General features: G+C 61.2%; 16 protein-coding genes. 6 read left to right on the top strand and 10 right to left on the bottom strand.

The annotated features are described in order from the left end of the window. Nucleotides 1–49: 49 nt before the first annotated feature. The 8 genes from KVG85_RS22225 to bioB form a co-directional block, all read right to left on the bottom strand. On the bottom strand, nt 50–1,339 hold the full coding sequence (locus KVG85_RS22225; protein WP_024014563.1) for a GGDEF domain-containing protein: 1,290 nt from the start codon (nt 1,337–1,339) through the stop codon (nt 50–52). Between the two features lie 191 nt (nt 1,340–1,530). Continuing rightward, entirely contained in the window at nt 1,531–3,336 is a 1,806-nt protein-coding gene (locus tag KVG85_RS22220) for a phenylacyl-CoA dehydrogenase (RefSeq protein WP_024014564.1), read from the bottom strand. Between the two features lie 275 nt (nt 3,337–3,611). After that, nucleotides 3,612–3,908, bottom strand: coding sequence for a hypothetical protein (locus KVG85_RS22215; protein WP_016772865.1), 297 nt, complete (start codon nt 3,906–3,908; stop codon nt 3,612–3,614). Between the two features lie 108 nt (nt 3,909–4,016). After that, the gene (gene bioD, locus KVG85_RS22210; protein WP_122506069.1) at nt 4,017–4,697 is read right to left on the bottom strand and encodes a dethiobiotin synthase; all 681 of its coding nucleotides are present in this window, start codon (nt 4,695–4,697) and stop codon (nt 4,017–4,019) included. Further along, a complete protein-coding gene (gene bioC, locus KVG85_RS22205; protein WP_217865058.1) occupies nt 4,694–5,503 on the bottom strand; it encodes a malonyl-ACP O-methyltransferase BioC in 810 nt (269 codons plus the stop codon). The genes bioD and bioC overlap by 4 nt, the downstream gene beginning before the upstream one ends. Then, nucleotides 5,496–6,227: an alpha/beta fold hydrolase gene (locus KVG85_RS22200; protein ID WP_217865057.1), complete on the bottom strand. Its 732-nt coding sequence runs from the start codon at nt 6,225–6,227 to the stop codon at nt 5,496–5,498. The genes bioC and KVG85_RS22200 overlap by 8 nt, the downstream gene beginning before the upstream one ends. Beyond that, nucleotides 6,220–7,398, bottom strand: coding sequence for an 8-amino-7-oxononanoate synthase (gene bioF / locus KVG85_RS22195; RefSeq protein WP_217865056.1), 1,179 nt, complete (start codon nt 7,396–7,398; stop codon nt 6,220–6,222). The genes KVG85_RS22200 and bioF overlap by 8 nt, the downstream gene beginning before the upstream one ends. A gap of 160 nt (nt 7,399–7,558) precedes the next feature. Further along, on the bottom strand, nt 7,559–8,614 hold the full coding sequence (bioB, locus tag KVG85_RS22190; protein WP_217865055.1) for a biotin synthase BioB: 1,056 nt from the start codon (nt 8,612–8,614) through the stop codon (nt 7,559–7,561). A gap of 91 nt (nt 8,615–8,705) precedes the next feature. On the opposite strand from bioB, the gene KVG85_RS22185 reads away from it, so the two are divergent. From KVG85_RS22185 to rarD, 5 genes are all read left to right on the top strand, one after another. Continuing rightward, complete coding sequence (locus KVG85_RS22185) at nt 8,706–9,440, top strand: ComFC family protein (RefSeq protein ID WP_217865054.1); 735 nt, start codon at nt 8,706–8,708, stop codon at nt 9,438–9,440. 185 nt (nt 9,441–9,625) lie between these two features. Next, on the top strand, nt 9,626–10,390 hold the full coding sequence (locus tag KVG85_RS22180; RefSeq protein WP_217865053.1) for a TOBE domain-containing protein: 765 nt from the start codon (nt 9,626–9,628) through the stop codon (nt 10,388–10,390). Between the two features lie 70 nt (nt 10,391–10,460). Continuing rightward, nucleotides 10,461–12,362 carry a PhoX family protein gene (locus tag KVG85_RS22175; protein WP_217865052.1) on the top strand — a complete coding sequence of 634 codons (1,902 nt, stop codon included), beginning with the start codon at nt 10,461–10,463 and terminating at the stop codon, nt 12,360–12,362. Nucleotides 12,363–12,526: 164 nt separating this feature from the next. Continuing rightward, nucleotides 12,527–13,501: a serine/threonine protein kinase gene (locus tag KVG85_RS22170; RefSeq protein WP_039757662.1), complete on the top strand. Its 975-nt coding sequence runs from the start codon at nt 12,527–12,529 to the stop codon at nt 13,499–13,501. 203 nt (nt 13,502–13,704) lie between these two features. After that, nucleotides 13,705–14,592: an EamA family transporter RarD gene (gene rarD / locus KVG85_RS22165; RefSeq protein ID WP_016772855.1), complete on the top strand. Its 888-nt coding sequence runs from the start codon at nt 13,705–13,707 to the stop codon at nt 14,590–14,592. 223 nt (nt 14,593–14,815) lie between these two features. Here the strand turns inward: rarD and KVG85_RS22160 are convergent, their stop codons facing one another. Next, nucleotides 14,816–15,334 (bottom strand): glycine cleavage system transcriptional repressor, encoded by a 519-nt coding sequence (locus tag KVG85_RS22160; RefSeq protein ID WP_016772854.1) that lies wholly within the window; start codon nt 15,332–15,334, stop codon nt 14,816–14,818. A gap of 623 nt (nt 15,335–15,957) precedes the next feature. On the opposite strand from KVG85_RS22160, the gene KVG85_RS22155 reads away from it, so the two are divergent. After that, nucleotides 15,958–18,135 (top strand): malate synthase G, encoded by a 2,178-nt coding sequence (locus KVG85_RS22155; protein ID WP_217865051.1) that lies wholly within the window; start codon nt 15,958–15,960, stop codon nt 18,133–18,135. 265 nt (nt 18,136–18,400) lie between these two features. On the opposite strand, the gene KVG85_RS22150 is transcribed toward KVG85_RS22155, so the two are convergent. Continuing rightward, entirely contained in the window at nt 18,401–18,847 is a 447-nt protein-coding gene (locus tag KVG85_RS22150) for a response regulator (RefSeq protein ID WP_110603523.1), read from the bottom strand. Nucleotides 18,848–18,978: the final 131 nt, after the last annotated feature.

Genomic DNA, 18,978 nt, shown 5'->3' with positions numbered 1-18,978 from the left:
CCACCACGTGCGACAATCACTGTGCAGGCGCTGAATGCGCCGTCATCACTCAACCCGCAGCAGCGTCCATGCGCACCGCGCCACGGCGGTTCTGCCCGAATGCCATGACGCAGTTACGCCCGGCACCCTTGGCGCTGTACAACGCCTGGTCGGCGGACTTGAGCACTTCTTCCGGGGTGCGCTGCTCGACACGTTCGGCGACGCCGATACTCACCGTCACCGACACTGCCGAAGCCCCGGCACCGCTGCGGCGCTGGCGCCCTTGCTGATCATCCTGCGGGCGGTTTTCCTGGTTGCGTAACTGAATGCTGTAAGACGCAATCGATTCACGGATCACTTCCAGGTGCGGCATGCACTCCTCAAGGGTCTTGCCTGCGAACACCAAGGCAAATTCCTCACCGCCGTAGCGATACGCCCTACCGCCACCGCTGATTTTCGACAGTTTGCTGGCGACCAGCCGCAGCACCTGATCACCGACATCGTGGCCGTGGGTGTCGTTGAATTTCTTGAAGTGATCGACGTCGCTCATCGCCAGGACATAGTTGCGCCCCAGTCTCTGCATGCGTTCGTTGAGCGCACGTCGTCCCGGCAGGCCGGTGAGCTCGTCGCGGAAGGCCATTTGATAGGCCTCATGCGCAACGGCGGCGGCGATCATCAGCATCACCTGGCTGCACATGATGTTCAGGGTGAACGGCAGAATGAAGGTCTTCGGCAACATCCAGAACACACCGAGCAAGCCGACCAGTTGCGCCGCGTGCAACGGACGCGGGTTGCGCCAGTATTGCCAGGCCAGGAGCAGGAAGGCCGAGATGAACACTGGATAGGACAACTGGATCAGACTCATCCACGCGCCGTGCAGCGCCGGCCAGCGGATCTCCGAGAGCCACAGCAGTAGCGCCTGTGGGTAACTTTGCTCCAGGCCTAGCGCCACGCTGCCAAACGCTAGCAGCACAGCGAACCGGGCAACCATGTCCTGAAAAAGATGAGTACGTTCCTGCCATGCGGCGAATAATCCGAACAACAGCGGCAACAACAGGCAGACCAGATGAAACACCACTGCAGCATCTTCGCGAACCTTGCCGTTGTCGCGGTAGAAATCGGTCTGGGTATCGAGCAAAAAGTAGGCGATGTACACCGTCAGCATCAGAAACAGTTCGCGCTGACGTCGATACACCGCGCAATAAGCGCCACCGAGGAGCAGAACCAATGTCGGCAGGACGTTGAACAGCGACGTGAAAAACACGCTGAGGTCTTTGACGTACGCAGCCGCCAACCCCGCAAGCAACAACAGCAGTGATGGCAGGAAATGGCTGAAACGTACAGCGGAAGAACGCGGCAAGGGTAAGCTCCGACCCGTCATAGCAAAGAGATGGCATTGTGCCTGCAAAGTGCGGCCAAGCCCACACAATGTGATCCAGATCACACACGGTCTTTATAACGGCCGGAAGCTCGACTATCTGAGCGATCCGCCAATAAAAAAACCGCTGCCCCCTAACGGGAGCAGCGGTTTTCGTCAGACTGCGTTAAGGCTTAATAGCCCAGCGCGAAGTCTTCTTCTTTCATGTCCATCAGGTTGCCAGCACCCGACAGCATAGTGGCCACGTGCGTACGGGTACGCGGCAGGATGCGCTGGAAGTAGAAGCGCGCGGTTTGCAGCTTGGCGGTGTAGAAGGCCTCGTCGCTGGTGCCGGCGGCCAGTTTTTCCGCAGCCAGACGCGCCATGTCCGCCCAGAAGTAGGCCAAGCAGGCATAACCGGAGTACATCAGGTAGTCCACGGAGGCCGCGCCGACTTCTTCGCGGTCTTTCATGGCGGCCATACCGACCTTCATGGTCAGCTCGCCCCATTCCTTGTTCAGTGCAGCCAGCGGCGCGACGAATTCCTGGACGGCTTCGTTGCCTTCGTTGGTCTGGCAGAACTTGTGGACGATCTTGGTGAAGCCTTTCAAAGCTTCGCCTTGAGTCATCAGCACTTTACGGCCGAGCAGGTCGAGGGCCTGGATGCCGGTGGTGCCTTCGTACAGCATCGAAATGCGGCTGTCGCGAACGTTCTGCTCCATGCCCCACTCGGCGATGAAGCCGTGGCCGCCGTAGATCTGCACGCCGTGGTTGGCGGCTTCGAACCCGACTTCGGTCATGAACGCTTTGGCGATCGGGGTCATGAACGCCAGCAGCGCGTCGGCCTTTTTCTTCTCTTCTTCATCGACGCCGTATTTGACGATGTCGACCTGCTTCGCAGTGAAGTAGACCATCGCGCGGTTGCCTTCGGCGAACGCCTTCATGGTCAACAGCATGCGGCGCACGTCCGGGTGGACGATGATCGGGTCAGCGGCTTTGTCCGGCGCTTTCGGGCCAGTCAGCGAGCGCATTTGCAGGCGATCACGAGCGTATTTCAGACCGCCCTGGAAGCCGATTTCGGCGTGAGCCAGACCTTGCAGTGCGGTACCGAGGCGAGCGGTGTTCATAAAGGTGAACATGCAGTTCAGACCTTTGTTCGCCGGGCCGATCAGGTAACCGGTGGCGCCGTCGAAGTTCATCACGCAAGTGGCGTTGCCGTGGATGCCCATCTTGTGTTCCAGCGAACCGCAGCTCACTGCGTTGCGCGCGCCAATGGTGCCATCGGCGTTTGGCAGGAACTTTGGAACGATGAACAGCGAGATGCCTTTGGTGCCAGCCGGTGCATCGGGCAGACGCGCCAGTACGATGTGGACGATGTTATCGGCCATGTCGTGTTCGCCGGCCGAGATGAAGATCTTGGTGCCGGAGACTTTGTAGGAACCGTCGGCCTGAGGCTCGGCCTTGGTGCGCAGCATGCCCAGGTCGGTGCCGCAGTGCGGTTCGGTCAGGCACATGGTGCCGGTCCATTCGCCGGAGACCAGTTTGGTCAGATAGGCTTCCTGCTGCTCAGGGGTGCCGTGCTCGGAGATGGTGTTCATCGCACCGTGCGACAGGCCTGGGTACATGCCCCACGACCAGTTGGCTTCGCCGACCATTTCGCTCACTGCCAGGCCCAGCGACTCAGGCAGACCTTGGCCGCCGTGCTCAACGTCGTGGGCCAGGCTTGGCCAGCCACCTTCGACGAATTGCTTGTACGCCTCTTTGAAGCCAGTCGGGGTTTTCACGCCGGACTCGCTCCAGGTGCAACCTTCGATGTCGCCCACGCGGTTCAGCGGCGCCAGTACCTGCTCACAAAACTTGGCGCCTTCCTCGAGGATGGCGTCAACCATGTCCGGCGTGGCGTCGGCGCACGCTGGCAGGCTCTGATAGTGCGCTTCGTAGCCGAGCAGTTCGTCACGTACGAAGCGAATATCACGCAAGGGGGCCTTGTAGTCAGGCATAGCGATAAACCTCTGCTGATGTAACCGGGAATGAACGACCGTGTTGAGTTGTTGTGACGGTCAAACAGTTGTTTGAAACATACGTTTACGCCGAAATCTTGTCAAGCATCGATCTTTTGCCGTTCGTCATCAGCTTTTCCAAACGCCGGAAACGAAAAATCGCCGCGACTTCACGCAAGTCACGGGCGTTGAAGAAAAGATTAGTTGAGCAAGAAGGACTTAAACGAAAAACGCCGCGACAAGGCGCGGCGTTTCGGGGTCTACAACAAATTCGATCAGGCGAAGGTATCGATGATCGTCCCGAGCACTTCGTCGGAAGCCTTGGCCACCTTCACACCCAGCTCTGCCTGGATCTTGCCCTGCGACAGCTCGACGATATTGCTCGCCAGATCCGATTCTTGTGCGCGATCCACGCCGCGCAGGCGATTGACCTGCACTTCGGACGACTGGCTGGTCACCGAACGTTCGATAGTGTTGTTGGCGATCTGGCTGGCGGCCTGATCGACGCGGTTCTGACCGGACTGAATCGAGCTCAGCCCCGCATAAAAAGCTGTGTTGCCGGAGATTTCCATAGTCACTCTCATCCCTGCAAAGGATCAATGCTCGCCATTGAAGCAGACGCGCCGGCAAAACACCCGTCAAAAACACTAATGGCACAGTGCCTGTTCATAGCGAGAAACTTAATCGAGCAAATCCAGTTGCAAATGCTCGGCCACCGCTTCGGCGCTCAACGCCTTGAGTTTCGGCACCCGGCCCAGGCACGGCGCGGGAATGCGCTCGGCCAACGTTGCCAGATTTTCCTCCAGCCGCGAAGTTTTCGGATCGATAATATTGGCCACCCACCCCGCCAATTGCAGGCCATCTCGGGCAATCGCCTCGGCGGTTAGCAACGCATGACTGATGCACCCCAGCCTCACGCCCACCACCAGAATCACCGGCAGCTGCAGCGCAATCGCCAGGTCCGAGAGATTGTCCTGATCCGCCAACGGCACCCGCCAGCCGCCCGCGCCTTCGATCAGGGTGAAATCGGCGTTCATCGCCAGAATCCCGCGCATCGGCGCCAGCAGCGATTGCACCGTCAGCGCCACTCCCGCTTCGCGCGCCGCCAGATGCGGAGCGATCGCTGGCTCGAACGCCACCGGGTTGACCTGTTGATAAGTCAGCGGCAACGAACATTCGGCCAGCAGCGCCAAGGCATCGGAATTACGCAAGCCTTTGGGCGTGACGTCGCACCCGGAAGCCACCGGTTTGCCCGCCGCCGTGCTCAAGCCTGCCGACCGCGCCGCATGGAGCAATCCGGCAGCAACCGTGGTCTTGCCGACATCGGTGTCGGTACCGGTGATGAAATAGGCTGCGCTCATAGAGGTTTCTCCAACACGGCGTACACCACCTGATACGTTGCCGGCAGCCCCGACACCTGACGGAAGCGCTCATACGCGTCGATCAGCCCGAGAATCCGCGCCCGTCCTGTCAAACCGCCCGGCCGCCCGGGATTCAGATTATGCGCGCCCAGCGCCTTCAGCTCGTGAGTCAGGCTGCGCACATCCGGGTAATGCAACACGTGCGGCTGATTCTCCAGCGCCAAAATGCGCATGCCACTGCCGGCACATAACTGTTCATAGCGGGCGAAGGCGCGGAAGCGATTGACGTGCACCAGCCCGTCGACCTGCTGCCAACTCTCCCGCAATTCGTACAGCGTCCCTGTACACAGACTAGCAAAGGCAAAAATCCCGCCCGGTTTAAGCACGCGCAAGGCTTCGCTGAGCACCGCCTCGAAGTCGGCGCACCACTGCACCGCGAGACTGGAGAAAATCAGATCGAAGCTCGCTTCCTGCAACGGCAGCCGTTCGGCATCGCCAGCAATGAAATGCTCAGCGCCACCCAACGGCCGTGCGTGATTGAGCATGCCCTCGGCAATGTCCAGCGCGACACCGATGCCCTGGGTGAAACGCGAGGCCAGCGCGCGGGTGAAATAGCCGGTGCCGCAACCGAGATCGAGCCACCGCGACGGCATGAAACTCCCAGGCAAACGCTCAAGCAGCCGCGTGCCGACGTCACGCTGAAACTCGGCGACGCTGTCGTAACTGGCCGCAGCACGGGAAAAAGACGCCGCAACCTGACGCTTGTCGGGCAAGCCCCCAGGCAGCACAAGGGACAGATCAGTCATCAGCGCACTCATGAAGAAAAGCCTGGATCGCGCCCGCGACTCCGTGCGGGTCTTCCAGCAGAAAAGCATGGCTGGCCTGTTCGATCAGACCAATTTCGATATCCGGCAACAGCGCGAACAATGCGCCGGCCGCTTCCGCCGGGACCAGCGCATCCTGTCCGCCGAACAGATGAAACTGCGGGCCGCGAAACCCCAGCAACGCTTGGCGTGTGTCCAGTTGCGCAAGCAGCTCCAGCCCTGCCATCAGCGCGGCCGGCGCGGTTGCCGGCGCGCCAGCGAGCAGCAAGCGCGACAAGCCACGCGGATCTGGCGAACCTTGCGCACATAAAAGAGAGAAGCGCTTGAGCGTGGTACGCGGGTCGGCCTGACAACCGGCAAGAAACGCATCGAAGGTCTCGCCAGGCATCGCGTTCGGCCACTGCTCATGGGCGACAAACGCAGGGTTGCTCGCCAGCGTCAGCAGCCCGCAGCACGCCTCGCCGCGTCGTGCCGCCAGTTCGCTGGCGAGCATGCCGCCCAGCGACCAGCCACCGAGCCAGACTTCCTGCGGAATGCGCGCATCGAGTTCGTCGAGCCAGTCTTCAAGATCAGCGGAATCCAGCTCCGGCAGCGGTTCGATCTCGACTTGCAGATGTTCGTCGAGGCCACGCAATGCTGCGGCCAGCGGTTCCAGCGGCGACACGCCGAGGCCCCAGCCGGGCAGCAGGATCAGACGATTACGCATGGCCTGGCTCCAATGACAATCGAGCGAAGCAATCTGCCAACCCTTCCAGCAACAGTTGCACCTGCGCCTCGCTGTGGGCGGCGGTCAGCGTCACGCGAAGGCGCGCGCTGCCGGCCGGCACGGTCGGTGGGCGAATCGCAGTGACCATCAGCCCGCGCTCGCGGAGCATTTGCGAGAGCCGCACGGCGCGGCCGGCATCGCCGATCATGATCGGCTGGATCGGCGTAAAGCTGTCCATCAGCTTCAGCCCGATCTGCTCGGCGCCGTGGCGGAACTGGCGAATCAGCGTCTGCAAGTGTTCACGGCGCCAGTGTTCGCTGCGCAGCAGCTCGAGGCTTTTCAGCGTCGCGCAGGCCAGCGCCGGCGGTTGGCTGGTGGTGTAGATGTACGGGCGGGCGAACTGGATCAGGCTTTCGATCAACTCTTCGCTGCCGGCGACAAAGGCCCCGGCGGTGCCAAAGGCTTTGCCGAGGGTCCCGACCAACACCGGCACATCGTCCTGGCTCAAGCCGAAATGCTCGACGATGCCGCCACCGTTGGCGCCCAACGGGCCGAAGCCGTGGGCATCGTCGACCATCAGCCACGCGCCTTTGGCCTTGGCCTCACGCGCCAGTGCCGGCAGATCGGCAAGGTCGCCGTCCATGCTGAACACGCCATCGGTGACCACCAGCGTGTTGCCGGTGGCTTTCTCCAGGCGTTTGCCCAGGCTTTCGGCGTCGTTGTGCAGATAGCGACTGAAACGCGCGCCGGACAACAGGCCCGCGTCCAGCAACGAGGCGTGATTGAGCCGGTCTTCGAGCACCGTATCGCCCTGCCCGACCAGCGCGGTGACCGCGCCGAGGTTGGCCATGTAGCCAGTGGTGAACAGCAGCGCACGTGGGCGGCCGGTCAGTTCGGCGAGTGCTTCTTCCAGCGCGTGATGCGGGCTGCTGTGGCCGATTACCAGATGCGACGCGCCACCGCCGACACCCCAGCGCTCGGCACCGGCGCGCCAGGCTTCGATCACCTGCGGATGATTCGCCAGGCCCAGATAGTCGTTGTTGCAGAAAGCGAGCAACGGTTGGCCGTCCACCACCACTTCCGGCCCTTGCGGCGATTCGAGCAGCGGACGCTGCCGGTAGAGGTTGTCGGCACGGCGGGCAGCAAGGCGTGCGGCGAGATCGAAAGACATGCAGGCCTCGATTTTCAAATGACACAGATCCCCTGTGGGGGCGAGCCTGCTCGCGAATGGGCGCCACATCCAACAGGGATGTTGGCGGCCAAACCGCTTTCGCGAGCAGGCTCGCTCCCACATGGGTTTTGCATTCCTTCAGGGCAATCCGCGCGGTTTATTACACCGCAGCGTTGTAGAACTGCTCGCTACTCTTCTGCTCCACCAGTGCCTGCTCGATCGCAGCTTGATGAACCTCATCGGAATGCTCTTCGCGAGCTTCCGGCTGGATACCGAGGCGCGCGAACAGCTGCATGTCCTTGTCCGCCTGCGGGTTGGCGGTGGTGAGCAATTTGTCGCCGTAGAAAATCGAGTTGGCGCCGGCGAAAAATGCCAGGGCCTGCATCTGCTCGTTCATCGCTTCGCGACCGGCGGACAGACGTACGTGAGATTGCGGCATGAGGATGCGCGCCACGGCGAGCATGCGGATGAAGTCGAACGGGTCGATGTCTTCGGCGTTTTCCAGCGGCGTGCCGGCGACTTTCACCAGCATGTTGATCGGCACCGATTCCGGGTGCTCCGGCAGGTTGGCCAGCTGGATCAGCAGATTGGCGCGATCGTCCAGCGATTCGCCCATGCCGAGAATGCCGCCGGAGCAGATTTTCATCCCCGACTCACGCACATAGGCCAGCGTCTGCAGGCGCTCGCTGTAAGTGCGGGTGGTGATGATGCTGCCGTAGAACTCCGGCGAAGTGTCGAGGTTGTGGTTGTAGTAATCGAGACCGGCCTTGGCCAGCGCTTCGGTCTGCTCCTGATCGAGACGGCCGAGGGTCATGCAGGTTTCCAGGCCGAGGGCTTTCACCCCTTCAACCATCTTCAACACATACGGCATGTCTTTGGCCGACGGATGTTTCCACGCTGCGCCCATGCAGAACCGCGTCGAACCAATGGCTTTCGCGCGGGCCGCCTCTTCGAGGACCTTCTGCACTTCCATCAGTTTTTCTTTTTCCAGCCCGGTGTTGTAGTGCCCGGACTGCGGGCAGTACTTGCAGTCTTCCGGGCAGGCACCGGTCTTGATCGACAACAGTGTCGAGACCTGCACGCGGTTGGCGTTGAAATGTGCGCGGTGCACCGTTTGCGCCTGGAACAGCAAGTCGTTGAATGGCTGTACGAAGAGTGCTTTGACTTCGGCCAGAGACCAATCGTGACGCAGGATGGCGGTGGTGCTCGCGCTCATGGGCAATTCCTTGGTTATGCTTGGCTGGCGCTGGGGGAAACGGAATACCCACAGGCGCTACACGGATGTTCGGCATATTTAAGGAAGAGCGATGCGCTGTCAACCGCAATACAAGGGGCAGGTTTACATCTGTTTAAAAAACGTACAGACCTGTTTGCTGTGCGATGAGCCCGCAGAAGCACAAATGCCAATGTGCGAGGCCTGTGAAACCGAGCTGCCCTGGCTCGGCAGCCATTGTCAGAGCTGCGCTTTGCCACTGGCGGCGGATGGCCTGACTTGCGGCGAATGCCTGCTAGAGCCTCCGGCCTTCGAACAGGTCGCCGTGCCCTGGGTTTATGGCTTCCCCGTGGACAGTCTGATTACACGCTTTAAACACAACGCGAAATGGCCGTTTGGTCACCTGCTCGCCGACGTTCTCGGCCAATACCTGCAGCATCGCTTCGCCGAGGACTTACCGCGACCTGATGTGTTGCTACCGGTGCCGTTGGCGAATAAACGACTGCGTCGGCGAGGATTCAATCAGGCGGCGATGCTCGCGCGCTGGTTGAGTGTTTCGCTGGGTTTGCCGTGCGAAGAACAGCTGCTGCGGCGAGTCATCGACACCGATGCTGAACAGGATCTCGATGCCAAGGCGCGCAAGCGCAATTTGCGTAATGCCTTTGCGCTGGCGCCTGATGCAGAGCTAAGCGGCCGCCATTTCGCGCTGGTTGACGACGTCTTGACCACCGGCGCGACCGCTCAGGCGCTGGCGCGGTTGTTAATGAGTGCGGGTGCAGCGCGGGTTGATGTGTATTGCCTGGCCCGGACGCCGAAGCCCGGTACCTGAAGCGAATACAGATCTCATGTGGGAGCGAGCCTGCTCGCGAATGGGCGTCACATTCAACAAAGCTGTGGTTGGTCAAACCGCTTTCGCGAGCAGGCTCGCTCCCACAGGGGCTCGGCGTCAGGCTTGACTCGCGCGTTGCAAGTGGCCAACGTCCCTCTCATCGCCCGAGCCAGAAGCGTTCTGCCATGTCCCTGCCCACCCTGCTCTCCCAGCACATCGTCCGCCGCCCGCAGCGCATTGCCCTGCTGCAACACATCGCCGAGCAGGGCTCGATCACCCGTGCGGCGAAAAGCGCGGGGCTCAGTTACAAGGCGGCATGGGATGCGATTGATGAATTGAACAATCTGGCGCAGAAACCCTTGGTCGAGCGCGTGGTGGGCGGCAAGGGTGGCGGCGGCGCCAGACTGTCCAGCGAGGGCGAGCGGGTGCTGCGTCTGTATCAGAAATTGCAGGCGTTGCAGGCGCAGGTGCTGGAAGCGGCGGAAGACGCCAGCGATCTCGACCTGCTCGGGCGGCTGATGCTCAGGACCAGCGCGCGCAATCAGTTGCATGGCACGGTGGCAGCGATTCAGGCGCAGGGGCGCAACGATCTGATCCGCCTCGAACTGGCCGAAGGCATTGGCCTGGAGGCGCAGATCACCCACGACAGCACGCTGCATCTGGAATTGCACACCGGCAGCGACGTGATGGCGCTGATCAAGGCTGGTTGGCTTGAATTGCTCGGCGCCGATCAGCCGGCCACGCCCGGACACAATGTCCTGCGCGGCACCATCGAAGCCATCCTCGATGCCGAGGACGGTCCCAGCGAGGTGCGCATTTCCCTGCCCAACGGCCAGACACTTTGCGCCTTGGCCGAACCGCTGCACTTGCGCAACCAGCAACTCGCCGTGGGGTCTGCGGTGAGGGTGCAATGCGCGCCGTCCAACGTGCTGATCGGCACGCCGCTCTGATTTGTCCTTGCCACAAAAGCGTCATCGACCCGCATTAAGGTGTTGCCCATAACCAAGCAGGGAGCCTGATGTGAGCCTATTAGAAGAAAACCAATCCACTGATCTGGAAAAAATGGTCGGCCTCAGCCGTCGCGGTTTCATCAGCGCCGGTGCCTTGTGCGGCGCGGCGATGTTCCTCGGCGGCAACCTGCTGAGCCGCAGCGTCATGGCCGCCAGCGTCAGCGCCGGCAACAGCCGCCTGCTCGGTTTCGAGAGCATTCCGGCGGCGACCACCGACGCCATCAGCCTGCCCAAGGGCTACAAGTCTTCGGTGCTGATCAGTTGGGGCCAGCCGCTGCACAAGAACGGTCCGGCCTTCGATCCGAGCGGCAATGGCACCGCCGCCGCACAGGAAGTGCAGTTCGGCGACAACAACGACGGCATGAGCCTGTTCGCCTTCCCCGACGACAAGAATCGCGCGTTGATGGCGATCAACAACGAATACACCAACTACCGCTATCTGTATCCCCACGGCGGCATGCCGCAGTCGGCCGAAGACGTGCGCAAGGCGCTGGCCTGTGAAGGCGTGTCGGTGATCGAAGTGCAGCGCAGGAACGGCCAGTGGCAGTTCGTCCAGGGCTCGCGCTACAACCGTCGGATTCACGGTAACTCGCCGCTGCGCATCAGCGGTCCGGCCCGCGGCCACGACTTGATGAAAACCGCTGCCGACAAGCACGGTAAGAAAGTCCTCGGCACCTTCCAGAACTGCGCCAACGGCAAGACGCCGTGGGGCACCTACCTGACCTGCGAAGAAAACTTCACCGACTGCTTCGGCAGCAGCAACGCCCAGCAGCAGTTCGATGCCGCGCAAAAGCGCTACGGCGTTGTCGCCAGCAGCAAAGACATCAACTGGCACCCGCACGATCCACGCTTCGACATGGCCAAGAACCCCAACGAGCTCAACCGTCACGGCTGGGTGGTCGAGATCGATCCGTTCGATCCGCAATCGACCCCGGTCAAACGCACCGCGCTGGGCCGCTTCAAACATGAAAACGCCGCGCTGGCCGAGACCGACGATGGTCGCGCTGTGGTGTACATGGGCGACGACGAGCGTGGCGAGTTCATTTACAAATTCGTCAGCCGTGATCGCATCAACCATCGCAATCAGAAAGCCAACCGCGACATCCTCGATCACGGCACGTTGTATGTGGCCAAATTCGATGCCGGCGACGGCAACCCTGATCACCCGAAAGGCCAGGGCCAGTGGATCGAACTGACCCACGGCAAGAACGGCATCGACGCCAGCAGCGGGTTTGCCGATCAGGCAGAAGTGCTGATCCACGCGCGCCTTGCCGCCAGCGTGGTTGGCGCAACGCGCATGGACCGCCCGGAGTGGATCGTCGTCAGTCCCAAGGACGGCCAGGTTTATTGCACCCTGACCAACAACGCCAAGCGCGGTGAAGACGGGCAACCGGTGGGCGGTCCAAACCCGCGCGAGAAGAACGTTTACGGGCAGATTCTGCGCTGGCGCACCGACCGCAACGATCACGCTTCGAAGACGTTTGCCTGGGATCTGTTCGTGGTCGCGGGCAATCCGAGCGTACATGCCGGCACGCCGAAGGGTGGCTCATCCAACATCACGCCGCAGAATATGTTCAACAGCCCCGACGGTCTGGGTTTCGACAAGGCCGGACGCCTGTGGATTCTCACCGACGGCGACTCGAGCAACGCTGGCGACTTCGCCGGGATGGGCAACAACCAGATGCTCTGCGCCGATCCTGCGACCGGTGAAATTCGCCGTTTCATGGTCGGGCCGGTGGGTTGCGAAGTGACCGGGATCAGCTTCTCGCCGGATCAGAAAACCCTGTTTGTCGGGATTCAGCATCCAGGCGAGAACGGCGGTTCGACCTTCCCCGAGCATCTGCCCAATGGCAAGCCGAGGTCTTCGGTGATGGCGATTACCCGCGAAGACGGCGGGGTTGTCGGCGCCTGATAAACCGCTTTCGCGAGCAGGCTCGCTCCCACAGGGAATCGTATTCCAAGGTGGGAGCGAGCCTGCTCGCGAAGAGGCCCGGGCAGACACCAACACCCTTCGCGCCGCCATCTGCGCTACCATGCCGAGCCGGACGCAGCAGCCTGCTGCGCGCAGGAGTCAGCATGGCCCACCCGTTTGAAACCCTCACCCCCGATCTCGTCCTGGATGCCGTTGAAAGCATCGGTTTCCTCAGCGACGCGCGCATTCTGGCGCTCAACAGCTACGAAAACCGTGTGTATCAGGTCGGTATCGAAGACTCCGAGCCGCTGATTGCCAAGTTCTATCGTCCGCAGCGCTGGACCAACGAGGCCATTCTCGAAGAGCACCAGTTCACCTTCGAACTGGCCGACATCGACATCCCGGTGGTAGCGCCGCTGATCCACAACGGCGAAACCCTGCATGAGCACGCCGGCTTCCGCTTCACCCTGTTCCCGCGTCGTGGTGGCCGGGCGCCGGAGCCGGGCAATCTTGATCAGCTGTATCGCCTCGGCCAGTTGCTCGGGCGCATGCATGCGGTGGGCGGCACCAAGCCGTTCGAACACCGCGAAGCCCTCGCCGTGCAGAACTTCGGCCATGCTTCGCTGAACACCCTGCTTGAGGGCAATTTCATTCCCAAGAGCCTGCTGCCGGCTTACGAGTCGGTTGCCCGCGACCTGCTCAAACGCGTCGAAGATGTCTACGCTGCCACGCCGCACCAGAACATCCGCATGCACGGCGACTGCCACCCCGGCAACATGATGTGCCGCGACGAGATGTTCCACATCGTCGACCTCGACGACTGCCGCATGGGCCCGGCGGTGCAGGACATCTGGATGATGCTCGCCGGCGATCGCCAGGAGTGCCTGGGGCAGCTATCGGAATTGATGGACGGCTACAACGAATTCCATGATTTCGACCCGCGCGAGCTGGCGCTGATCGAACCGTTGCGCGCCCTGCGCCTGATGCACTACAGCGCCTGGCTGGCGCGGCGCTGGGACGACCCGGCGTTCCCGCACAGCTTTCCGTGGTTTGGCACGGAGCGGTATTGGGGCGACCAGGTGCTGGCGTTGCGTGAGCAGTTGGCGGCACTGAATGAAGAACCGCTGAAACTCTTCTGATTCACACTGAACCCTGTGGGAGCGAGCCTGCTCGCGAAGGCGTCATTTCAGGCAACATCGATGTTGAATGTCAGACTGCCTTCGCGAGCAGGCTCGCTCCCACAGGATCGGTGTTCACAATTCTTTGAACATTGGTCTACGACATTCGCGGACAAATCTCCTTACAATCCCTCCTTTGTCAGCTGCCTGAGCAAGGATTCTGCATGCAAGCCGCCAACCCGCGTCGCGGGTACATTCTGGGCCTGAGCGCCTACATCATCTGGGGCCTGTTCCCGATCTATTTCAAAGCCATCGCCGAAGTCCCGGCCGTCGAGATCATCATCCACCGGGTGCTGTGGTCGGCGCTGTTCGGTGCGTTGCTGCTGATGGTGTGGAAGCACCCGGGCTGGCTGCGCGAGCTGCTCGACAATCCCAAGCGCCTGGCGATTCTGGCGCTGAGCGGCACGCTGATCGCGGCCAACTGGCTGACCTACGTGTGGTCGGTGAACAACGGCCGCATGCTCGAGGCGAGTCTGGGTTACTACATCAATCCGCTGGTCAACGTGCTGTTGGGCATGGTGCTTCTCGGCGAGCGGCTGCGGCGCATGCAGTGGGTGGCGGTCGGGCTGGCTGCCATCGGCGTGGCGCAGCAGGTGTGGCAGGTCGGCAGTCTGCCGTGGGTGTCGCTGGCGCTGGCATTGACCTTCGGTTTCTACGGCCTGATCCGCAAGCAGGCGCCGGTCAAAGCGCTGCCGGGGCTGGTAGTGGAAACCTGGATGCTGGTGCCGATTGCGATCGCATGGTTGCTGTTCAATCAGACTGCAACGAGTGTGCAGCCGGCCTTCTGGACCACCTCCGAAGCCTGGTGGCTGGTGGCCGCCGGCCCTGTGACGCTGGTGCCGCTGGTGTGTTTCAACGCCGCCACCCGCCACTTGCCCTATACCACCATCGGTTTCCTGCAATACATTGCGCCGACGCTGGTGTTGCTGCAAGCCGTGCTGCTGTTTGGCGAGCATTTGTCGTCCAGCACGCTGGTTGCGTTCATGTTTATCTGGGCCGGTCTGGCGGTCTATAGCGTCGATGCGTGGATAAGTTTGCGCCGGCGCGCCTGATCAAAAAACGCACAAACCTCTACAGGCCACGGTCCTCGTGGCCTGCATCGTTCCTTCCCAAGCTTATCCACAGCGTGATCCCCGCCGTTTGTGCGCAAGTCACTGAATGTTGGCGATTTTTTGATCAAAGGGCGCAAAGCCACGGCCGGCGTGGCGTGGCGGTCTGTCTCTACAGGTTATCCACAGGCAGGTGCACGTTAAACCTGAATAACCCTGTGAACGTTTAAACCTCTGTGCGTAACACCAATTCGACCATCAGATCATCGGCCAGGGTTTCCAGGCGCGCCTGCAACACATCCAGCGACAGCGTCAGTGGTACCGCGAGAATCGCCTCGGCGTGGAACAGCGGCTCGCTGCTCATCGGCGCCGGGCGCACCTCAGTTACCAGCCGCTCCAGGTTCACACCCTGCTCGCTCAACAGCCGAGTGATATCGCGGACGATACCCGGCCGGTCATTGCCGACCAGTTCCATGGCGATCGGTTTCCACGTGCAGGACTGCTCCACTCCGCTTTCGGCAATCAGTACCCGAATGCCATGGGCCGACAGCGCTTGCAGGGCATCGACCAGTTCGTCGTAAGCCTCCGCCGGTACGCCCACGCGCAGAATCCCGGCGAACTGCCCGGCCATGCGTGACATGCGGCTTTCCAGCCAGTTGCCGCCGTGCTCGGCGATGCATTGGGCGATGCGCTCGACCTGCCCGGGCTTGTCCGGGGCGAAAACGGTGAGTACGAGATGGTCCATGGCGCAGCCCTCTTGTCATGACTTTTGTTATCGAAGGGCAAGTATAGGCAAGCGGATTGATTCAGCCTGACCCAGTGCTGGCAGATGATGACCTGTGGCGAGGGGATTTATCCCCGTCCGGCTGCGCAGCAGTCGTGAGCCCTGCCAATTGGGTCTGCCAGCCGGACCGCAGGGGGCGGCTTCGCCACCCAACGGGGATAAATCCCCTCGCCACAAATCGTTACACCCAAATTGCTCCTTAGCAGGCCCACAGTAATTATGTGTACAACTTTCGATATTTAACTGGAACAATCCAATGCTTTTTTGAGAACATCCTGTTCCGCGACGTGACCGCAATGCGTCATGAGGTCGCAGAACGACGTAATTAGTCTGATTTTCACAAGCGCAACTCATCATGTAGTATGCCGCAGCGCGCACTACATAACGCTGGATCGATGTCTGCCCAAGGCCCTTCGCAACCCTGAAAGCCCCGTCAGCAAGGCCTCCAAGCCGTTGATTGGTCCTAGCCCAGCCGCCAGCAATGGCATGTACTGGTCCGCAGGTTTGTGGTTTAAATGGCCGGAAGCTTCATTGTTAAATTGACGAGCTGAAAAGCGAAATAGCTGAGCAGAGTGAGGCAAGCAATGACTGAACACGTTCAAGTCGGTGGCCTGCAGGTCGCCAAAGTCCTGTTCGACTTCGTGAACAACGAAGCCATTCCCGGTACCGGCCTCACCGCCGAAAAATTCTGGGAAGGTGCCGACAAGGTCATTCACGACCTGGCGCCGAAGAACAAAGCCCTACTCGCCAAACGCGATGACTTCCAGGCGCGCATCGATGCCTGGCATCAGCAGCATGCCGGCCAGGCGCACGACGCCGTGGCCTACAAAGCTTTCCTGCAAGAGATCGGTTATCTGCTGCCAGAAGCGGCTGATTTCCAGGCGACGACGCAAAATGTCGACGATGAAATCGCCCGCACCGCCGGCCCGCAACTGGTCGTGCCAGTAATGAATGCGCGCTTTGCGCTCAACGCCTCGAACGCCCGCTGGGGTTCGCTGTACGACGCCCTCTACGGCACCGACGCGATCAGCGAGGACAGCGGCGCGGAAAAAGGCAAAGGCTACAACAAAGTGCGTGGCGACAAAGTCATCGCCTTCGCCCGCGCCTTCCTCGACGAAGCGGCGCCTCTGGCCGCTGGCTCCCACGTCGAGTCGACCGGCTACAAAATCGCTGACGGCAAACTGGTCGTGACGCTCAAGGGCGGCAGCAACAGCGGCCTGCGCGATGACGCTCAGTTGATCGGCTTCCAGGGCGACGCCAACGCACCGATCGCGGTGCTGCTCAAGCACAACGGCCTGCACTTCGAAATCCAGATCGATGCCAGCACTCCGGTCGGCCAGACCGATGCCGCCGGGGTCAAAGACATTCTCATGGAATCGGCGCTGACCACGATCATGGACTGCGAAGATTCCGTGGCCGCCGTCGATGCCGACGACAAAGTGGTGATCTACCGCAACTGGCTCGGCCTGATGAAGGGCGACCTCGCGGAATCCGTGTCCAAGGGCGGCCAGACCTTCACCCGCACCATGAACCCGGATCGCACCTACACCGCGCCCAATGGCGGAGAAGTGACCCTGCACGGTCGTTCGCTGTTGTTCGTGCGCAATGTCGGCCATCTGATGACCATCGATGCGATCCTCGACAGCCAAGGCAACGAAGTACCGGAAGGTATCCTCGACGGTCTGGTGACTTGCCTGGCCGCAATGCACAACCTCAACGGCAACACCTCGCGGCGCAACACCCGCACCGGTTCGGTGTACATCGTCAAACCGAAAATGCACGGCCCGGAAGAGGCGGCATTCACCAACGAGCTGTTCGGGCGCATCGAAGATGTCCTGCGCTTGCCGCGCAACACCCTGAAAGTCGGGATCATGGACGAGGAGCGCCGCACCACGGTCAACCTCAAGGCTTGCATCAAGGCCGCCAGCGAGCGCGTGGTGTTCATCAACACCGGTTTCCTCGACCGCACCGGCGACGAAATCCACACCTCCATGGAGGCCGGCCCAGTGGTGCGCAAGGCTGACATGAAGGCCGAGAAGTGGATCGGCGCCTACGAGAACTGGAACGTCGACATCGGTCTGAGCACCGGCCTGCAAGGTCGTGCGCAAATCGGTAAAGGCATGTGGGCGATGCCGGATCTGATGGCAGCGATGCTCGAGCAGAAAATCGCTCACCCCCTCGCCGGCGCCAACACTGCCTGGGTGCCATCGCCGACCGCCGCTGCGCTGCACGCGCTGCACTACCACAAGGTTGACGTGTTTGCGCGTCAGGCCGAACTGGCCAAACGTGCGCGCGCCTCGGTGGATGACATCCTGACCATCCCGCTGGCGGTCAACCCGAACTGGACACCAGAGCAGATCAAGAACGAACTGGACAACAACGCCCAGGGCATTCTCGGTTACGTGGTGCGCTGGATCGACCAGGGTGTCGGTTGCTCGAAAGTGCCGGACATCAACGACATCGGCCTGATGGAAGACCGTGCGACGCTGCGTATCTCCAGCCAGCACATCGCCAACTGGCTGCGCCACGGTATCGTCAGCCAAGAGCAAGTGATGGAAAGCCTCAAGCGCATGGCGCCAGTGGTTGACCGCCAGAACGCTAACGACCCGCTGTATCGCCCGCTGGCACCGGACTTCGACAGCAACATCGCCTTCCAGGCGGCGGTCGAACTGGTGATCGAAGGCACCAGGCAGCCGAATGGCTACACCGAGCCGGTGCTGCACCGTCGTCGTCGCGAGTTCAAGGCTGCGAATGGTCTGTAATTTGCGCTGACGCTGGAAATGAAAAAGGCCCTGATCGAGAGATCAGGGCCTTTTTTGTTTATGTGTTCGGAGGCGGGTTAGCGGAGCGGCGCAGATCCAACCCCCTCACCCCAACCCTCTCCCCCAAGGGGGCGAGGGGGAAAGGGAGCCGATCTTTGTGTTTTCAGAACCGGAGTTCGACTGAGGAGTCTCAGGTCGGTGTACCACGAATATACACCGCGGTCAGTCCCCTCTCCCTCCGAGAGAGGGTTAGGGTGAGGGGCCTCTAGGGTTCTATGCCCAATTCGTGTTTCACCAGCTCAAGCAACTTTCTCGTATCAATCGGCTTGAGCAGAAAATCCACCACGCTCAAATGCATCGCTTCGATCGCGTCTTTCACGTCGGCATCGCCGGAGACGATGATGATCGGCATCGCTGCCCGTACCGATTCACGCACCTGGCGAATCAGCTCGAGGCCGTCGACATTGCCCATGCGCAGGTCGGTAATAACCAGGCCAATCGAAGGCTTTTCATCGAGCATTTTCAGCGCGGTTTCACCGCTGGCTGCGGTCATGCAGCGAATGCCGTCCAGCGCGAGAATCTCCGACAACAGCTCGCGGGCGTCCTTGTCGTCGTCGACGATCAGGACACGCTGCGGCGGCAGATCGGGTTCGAGCATCACTGCGCTGAGCGCTTCCCGCTCGGCGTCGCTCAAAATATCGTGGTCGGACATGGCGCTCTCTAAATGTTCAAACAATCCCTGGCAAGTCGTCAGACATCACCGGACAGCGCTTCAATGTGCACTTCGTCGGAATTTTTTCCAAGTGGCTAGCGCAAGCTTTTCCGAGCTTTTGCGTAGGTTAT

The organism is Pseudomonas triticicola, assembly GCF_019145375.1.
Taxonomy (GTDB): Bacteria; Pseudomonadota; Gammaproteobacteria; order Pseudomonadales; family Pseudomonadaceae; genus Aquipseudomonas; species Aquipseudomonas triticicola.
This window is presented reverse-complemented; position numbering and strand designations above follow the sequence as displayed.

Bases quoted from the DNA above. Each gene is read 5' to 3' on its own strand.
- KVG85_RS22200 (WP_217865057.1), bottom strand. From the start codon at position 6,227: ATGCGTAATCGTCTGATCCTGCTGCCCGGCTGGGGCCTCGGCGTGTCG.
- KVG85_RS22220 (WP_024014564.1), bottom strand. From the start codon at position 3,336: ATGCCTGACTACAAGGCCCCCTTGCGTGATATTCGCTTCGTACGTGAC.
- bioB (WP_217865055.1), bottom strand. From the start codon at position 8,614: ATGAGCGCGAGCACCACCGCCATCCTGCGTCACGATTGGTCTCTGGCC.
- KVG85_RS22185 (WP_217865054.1), top strand. From the start codon at position 8,706: ATGCGCTGTCAACCGCAATACAAGGGGCAGGTTTACATCTGTTTAAAA.
- bioF (WP_217865056.1), bottom strand. From the start codon at position 7,398: ATGTCTTTCGATCTCGCCGCACGCCTTGCTGCCCGCCGTGCCGACAAC.
- bioD (WP_122506069.1), bottom strand. From the start codon at position 4,697: ATGAGCGCAGCCTATTTCATCACCGGTACCGACACCGATGTCGGCAAG.
- KVG85_RS22150 (WP_110603523.1), bottom strand. From the start codon at position 18,847: ATGTCCGACCACGATATTTTGAGCGACGCCGAGCGGGAAGCGCTCAGC.
- KVG85_RS22170 (WP_039757662.1), top strand. From the start codon at position 12,527: ATGGCCCACCCGTTTGAAACCCTCACCCCCGATCTCGTCCTGGATGCC.
- bioC (WP_217865058.1), bottom strand. From the start codon at position 5,503: ATGACTGATCTGTCCCTTGTGCTGCCTGGGGGCTTGCCCGACAAGCGT.
- KVG85_RS22180 (WP_217865053.1), top strand. From the start codon at position 9,626: ATGTCCCTGCCCACCCTGCTCTCCCAGCACATCGTCCGCCGCCCGCAG.
- rarD (WP_016772855.1), top strand. From the start codon at position 13,705: ATGCAAGCCGCCAACCCGCGTCGCGGGTACATTCTGGGCCTGAGCGCC.
- KVG85_RS22215 (WP_016772865.1), bottom strand. From the start codon at position 3,908: ATGGAAATCTCCGGCAACACAGCTTTTTATGCGGGGCTGAGCTCGATT.
- KVG85_RS22160 (WP_016772854.1), bottom strand. From the start codon at position 15,334: ATGGACCATCTCGTACTCACCGTTTTCGCCCCGGACAAGCCCGGGCAG.
- KVG85_RS22155 (WP_217865051.1), top strand. From the start codon at position 15,958: ATGACTGAACACGTTCAAGTCGGTGGCCTGCAGGTCGCCAAAGTCCTG.